Genomic DNA, 4908 nt, shown 5'->3' with positions numbered 1-4908 from the left:
GGTTGGGCGGGCACGGAATCGCTCGGAACCCTCGCGCGTTGTGAACAGTGCGCATGGGATGCCGGTGGTGTGCGAGCCGAGCGCCCGAGTGACCGAGCGAGACACATTGGAGGGGCCGTAATGGCTGCGCAGACGCAGAGGGCCGTGCTGGCTGGCGGATGCTTCTGGGGGATGGAGGAGCTGATCCGCCGGCTGCCGGGCGTGACGGCGACCCGGGTCGGATACACGGGGGGTGACGTGCCGAACGCGACGTACCGAAACCACGGTACGCACGCAGAGGCCATTGAGATCCTTTTCGACCCCGCGAAGACCGACTTCCGCGCGATCCTGGAGTTCTTCTTCCAGATCCACGACCCGAGCACCAAGAACCGCCAGGGCAACGACATCGGCCTCAGCTACCGCTCGGCGATCTACTACGTGGACGACGAGCAGAAGCGGATCGCCGAGGACACGATCGCGGATGTGGACGCCTCCGGACTGTGGCCCGGCAAGGTCGTCACCGAGGTGGAGCCGGTCGGCCCCTTCTGGGAGGCCGAGCCCGAGCACCAGGACTACCTGCAGCGTTACCCGGACGGCTACACCTGCCACTTCCCGCGCCCGGGATGGCGGCTGCCCGCCCGCGCGGAGGGCTGACCGCGAGGCGGCCCGGCCGGCGGAAGGCGCAGGCGCGGCCCGGCCGAGGCTCCGCCTTCCACCGGGCCGCGCCTGCGCCTACGGGGCCGGGGCCGCCCCGCTGTGGACGAAGGGTGCCGCACAGGCGCCTCAGTCGGCGTCGGCGGCCACCACCTGAGCACTCGAGTTGCGGATGCGGCAGTAGTACTCCGCTTTCGCGGCGTCGTCGCCCCGGTAGCGCCAGGGCAGCGCGTTCACGTACCCGTCGACCAGCTTGAACTGCTCGATCGCCATCTCGTCCCGGTCCTGGAGCGACAGGTAGTACGCCAGCAGGTGCCGCAACTCGGGCAGGCGGTGGTGGTCCGGGTCGGCCGCGGCGGCATCGGCGAGGCCGGCGTCCACCCGGGCCACCATCTCGGGGGTGCGGTCGCCGCTGGTGTCGTCCGACTCGTCGTGCTCGAAGTGGGCGATGAGGGGCAGAACGGTGAGCAGGCCGCCCAGGGGCGCGGCCGCCGCCGCACGCTCGGCGAACTCGACGGCCAGGCGTTCCGAGCCCCGCCACTTCTTGCACCAGTACTGCAGTGCCGAGAAGTGGGCCTCGTAGTGGTGCGGAGCGCGGGCCGTGATCTCCGTCCACAGCTTGTCCATCTGGGAGTGCGGATAGCCGAGCCCGAGTGCGACCCAGATCTCCGTGATGTAGGGCGTGGGGTCGTCGGGGTTCAGCTCCGCCGCCCGTGCGATCTCCTCGCGGGAGCCCTGCAGTGTCCGGTGGAACCCGGCGAACTGCTCGTCCGTGGTGTGGTTGGCCCGCTTCGCGCCCCGCAGCTCCCAGGCGAGGATGACCGTGCTGCGAGCCCGCACCACGGCCGCGTCCGGGTCTTCGGGACGGTCGGCCTCCCAGGCGAGCAGCCAGCCGTCCTCCTCGGCCGCGATCTCGGCCAGGAGGTAGGCGGCCGCCGACCGGTGCTCCCAGTCGCGGCCGATGGCCTGCATCAGTTCGGCGGCGGCCGTCCAGTCGCCGCCGCGCACGGCCCCGAGCGCTTTCTCCCAGTCGGCCGGCAGTGGGCCCGCGTACTCCGTGTTCTGCCGTTCCGCAGGCAGCAGGCCGAGTTTCCCGGCGGCCTTCGCGGCCTCCACGGCTGCCTCGGAATCCGCCTCGGAGTCGTCGCTGGGGGAGAAGAGCTCCTTGACGAACACTCCGGCCAGGTAGAGGGCGAAGAGCACGAAGGGCAGGGCCAGGATGCCGAAGATCCACAGCAGCACGGTCATCGAGGAGTGTCCGTTTCTCGGGGAGCGGAGGCGAGGAGAGCGCGCAGCGGACCGGTGTCCGGGTGGTCGGCGACCGCTGTCGCGACCGCGGAGCCGAGGTCGTGCTCGGTGCCGTCGGGCGCGGGCAGTACATGCGCTGTGGCGGCCTCGGACCAGGAGAACTCCCAGCGCAGCCGGGAGCGGGCGCTGAGGTCGGCGAGAGCCATGCTGTTCAGCGACTTCTGCATGACGGGGCGGGCGAACTCGCGGAAGGCACGACCGCTCGCCGAGGCCGCCTCCTCGGACATCGGCAGCCGCCGGGCCAGTTGCCACAGCTGCCCGTCGTCGATCACCTGGAGCAGCGCGGGTAGCGTCGGCCGGTCCTTGGTGTAGAAGGCCAGCGCTCGGTGCAGTGGGGTGCTGAGGTCGGAGAGTCCCTCTGTCATCGCACCGTCGAGCAGTTCCTGCCAGTCGCCGGTGCGCCGGAACTGCCGTACCTCGTCCGTAAGGACGGCGTCCTCCAGGTCGGCCAGAGTGCGCTCCGGATCGGTGAGGAGGGCGAGGGCCGCGCCCTTGGCCTCTTCCTCGCGCCCGTCCGCGGGCAGGGCCTCGATGCGGTGGACCCGGTCGGCGATGGGAGGGTGCGAGTCGTACGGCGAGGAGGGCTCGGTGGGCAGTTCGGTGCGCAGGCCGACCAGTTCGAGCCGGCGGGCGCTCAGCATCCGGCCGAAGCCGCCGAAGACCTCGCCGCGGGGCGGCAGCAGCCTGGCCTCGGACCCCAGCGTCGCGTAGCTGCCCATGTAGAACCCGAACGCCGCGTCCAGCGCGGGGATCTCGCGCAGTGCCGATGCGGAGGCGTCGCGTCCGGCGATCCGGGCGGCCGTGGCGTCGGCGGCGTACTCCTGGCGGCGGGAAGTGGCCAGCGTGGCGCGGAAGTACAGCTTGGCGTAGCCGATGTAGATCTTCGCCATCGTGCGGTACGTGATGCCCGCACCCGTCGTGTCGACCTCCTTGGTCTTCTTCCCCTTGGCCTCGGCCTTGGCGTTTCGCTTCTCCTGCTGGGTCCGCTCGCGTGCCACGGTCCTGTCGGCCCGCTCCTCGAAGTGCGCGATCGTGCGCAGCACCTGTGCACGGCCGCGTACGGTGATGGCGGCGAGCCGGGTGTCGGAGTTCGAGTAGTGGCCCAGCTCATGGGCGATGACCGCGCGCAGCTGGGCCTCGGTCAGACCCTGCATCAGAGGGATGCCGAGGTAGAGGCGGCGCGGGCCCGGGAGCAGCCCGAGCAGACGGGCTTCCTCACTGACGGCGGCGTTGACGTCGGCCGTGAGCACGATCCGGGACGGGGCGCGGGTGCCGACCTGCTCGGCCAGCTCCCTCACGGTCCGCCAGAGGTCGGGCTCGTCGGTCTCCGTGACCGGCCGGCCCGGGAGCTCCTCGCCCTTCGGCGTGCGCAGCATGAACAAGCCACGCACCAGCGGAATCGCCAGCAGCGCGGAGACGAAGTACAGCTTGGCGGCGATGCTCGCCGGGGCATACAGGTACAGCAGGTAGTCGGCGCCCGCGAGGGCAGCCAGTAGGAACACGCCGAGCAGATAGAAGCCGGCGAGCAGCACAAAAGCGCGCAGCGCGCGCAGGGTCGCGCCCATCGATCTGAGGTCCCCCCACAGGAAACGATCAAGGAAGCAGGCAGTCGTGAGACATGCTCATGACGAAGATCTGCGAGGGTGGAGTATGAGCCATCGGTATGCCCGGTGGCAAAAAACGAGTGGTCGATGACCCATGGCAGGGCGCGGTGGCAAAAAGGAGCGGTCGCCTCGCCACCGGCACGGCCTCAGCGCAGCAGCGTCGCGGGGCTGCCGCCGTTCGCCTCGTAGCCCGCCACGGCCAGCGCCCGGAATATCGCGTAGTCCGCGGCCGGGTCCGCCGTGAGGGTCCACGGCAGGGCGCCCACATGGCCGTCGACGTGGACGAGTTGGCTCATCGCCTCGGCCCAGCGCTCGCTGCGGATCAGGAACCACACCAGGAGGTGGCGGACATGGGCCAGCATCGGGTCGTCCGGGCGGGCCGCGTGCACCGCGAACAGGGCGCCGTGGACCGCCTTCGTCACGACCTCGCTCTGGTAGAAGCCGCTGACCAGATTCACCTCGGGCAGGTGCTCGAAGACCGCGAACAGGGGCATGGCCGCGAGGAGCGATCCCTGGGGCGCCCGGGCCGCGGCCGACTCCGCGAACGTGTACGCCAGCTCCCGCGAGCCGTGCCACTTCTCGCACCAGTAGTGCAACGCCGCCAGATGCGCGCCCATGTGCGTCGGCGCTCGGTCCAGGATCTTCAGCCAGAGCTTCTCGAACTCCGGCTGCGCGTACGCGAGTCCGCGTGCCACCGACAGCTCGATGATGTACGGGATCGGGTCACCCGGAGCCAGCAGTGCCGCCTCGCCGCAGGCCGCCTTCGCCTCCTCCATGATGATCCGGAAGTCGTCCGTGCCCGGCGTCGACGTCCGCCAGGCCTGCTGCACCAGGAACTCCGCGTGCACCGCCGCCCCGCCCGCGTCCTTCGGCGCCTCGGCCCGCCACACGCGCAGCCACTGCCCGCCCGGAGAATCACTCACCCCGCCCGGACGCTGCTGCAGCTCCAGCGCGGCCGCGCCCGCGAAGGCCTGCACCCGCTGCCACCGCCGCTCGCCCTCCGCCTCGGTGCCCGCGAGCAGCTGCGACGCCGCACGGTAGTTCTGCGTGCCCTGCACCACGTCCAGCACGTCCAGCAGGTCCTGGTCGGGGCCGGGCATACGGATGTCCAGCTCCTCCTGCTGGACGAAGCCGTAGTTCGCCGGGTCCGCGGCGTCCGGGTCGCCGGGCGACACCTGCTGGATTCCGGCACGCCTGCGCATCGCGATCGGGCCGATGACGAAGCCCATCATGACCAGCGCGATCAGGACCCAAAGAATCTCCATGCCTCAAGCGAACCAGACAGGTCTGACAATTGGCCAACCAGGCCGGGTCACGACTTCGTTCCTGCTCGGAGTTCCCGTGCAGGGGCAGGGGCAGGGGC

4 protein-coding genes are annotated in these 4908 nt (G+C 70.7%); 1 reads left to right on the top strand and 3 read right to left on the bottom strand.

The window, feature by feature from the left end; translation table 11 throughout:
• Positions 1 to 120 precede the first annotated feature (120 nt).
• A complete protein-coding gene (msrA, locus tag FPZ41_RS44760) occupies positions 121 to 633 on the top strand; it encodes a peptide-methionine (S)-S-oxide reductase MsrA (RefSeq protein ID WP_033323708.1) in 513 nt (170 codons plus the stop codon).
• Positions 634 to 762: 129 nt separating this feature from the next.
• Here msrA and FPZ41_RS44755 read toward each other — a convergent pair whose 3' ends face one another.
• From FPZ41_RS44755 to FPZ41_RS44745, 3 genes are all read right to left on the bottom strand, one after another.
• Positions 763 to 1881 (bottom strand): hypothetical protein, encoded by a 1119-nt coding sequence (locus FPZ41_RS44755; protein ID WP_152870462.1) that lies wholly within the window; start codon positions 1879 to 1881, stop codon positions 763 to 765.
• Positions 1878 to 3506: a M48 family metalloprotease gene (locus FPZ41_RS44750; RefSeq protein WP_152870460.1), complete on the bottom strand. Its 1629-nt coding sequence runs from the start codon at positions 3504 to 3506 to the stop codon at positions 1878 to 1880. The genes FPZ41_RS44755 and FPZ41_RS44750 overlap by 4 nt, the downstream gene beginning before the upstream one ends.
• 185 nt (positions 3507 to 3691) lie before the next feature.
• Entirely contained in the window at positions 3692 to 4810 is a 1119-nt protein-coding gene (locus tag FPZ41_RS44745) for a hypothetical protein (RefSeq protein WP_152870458.1), read from the bottom strand.
• Positions 4811 to 4908: the final 98 nt, after the last annotated feature.

This window comes from Streptomyces acidicola (assembly GCF_009377235.1).
Taxonomy (GTDB): Bacteria; Actinomycetota; Actinomycetes; order Streptomycetales; family Streptomycetaceae; genus Streptomyces; species Streptomyces acidicola.
This window is presented reverse-complemented; position numbering and strand designations above follow the sequence as displayed.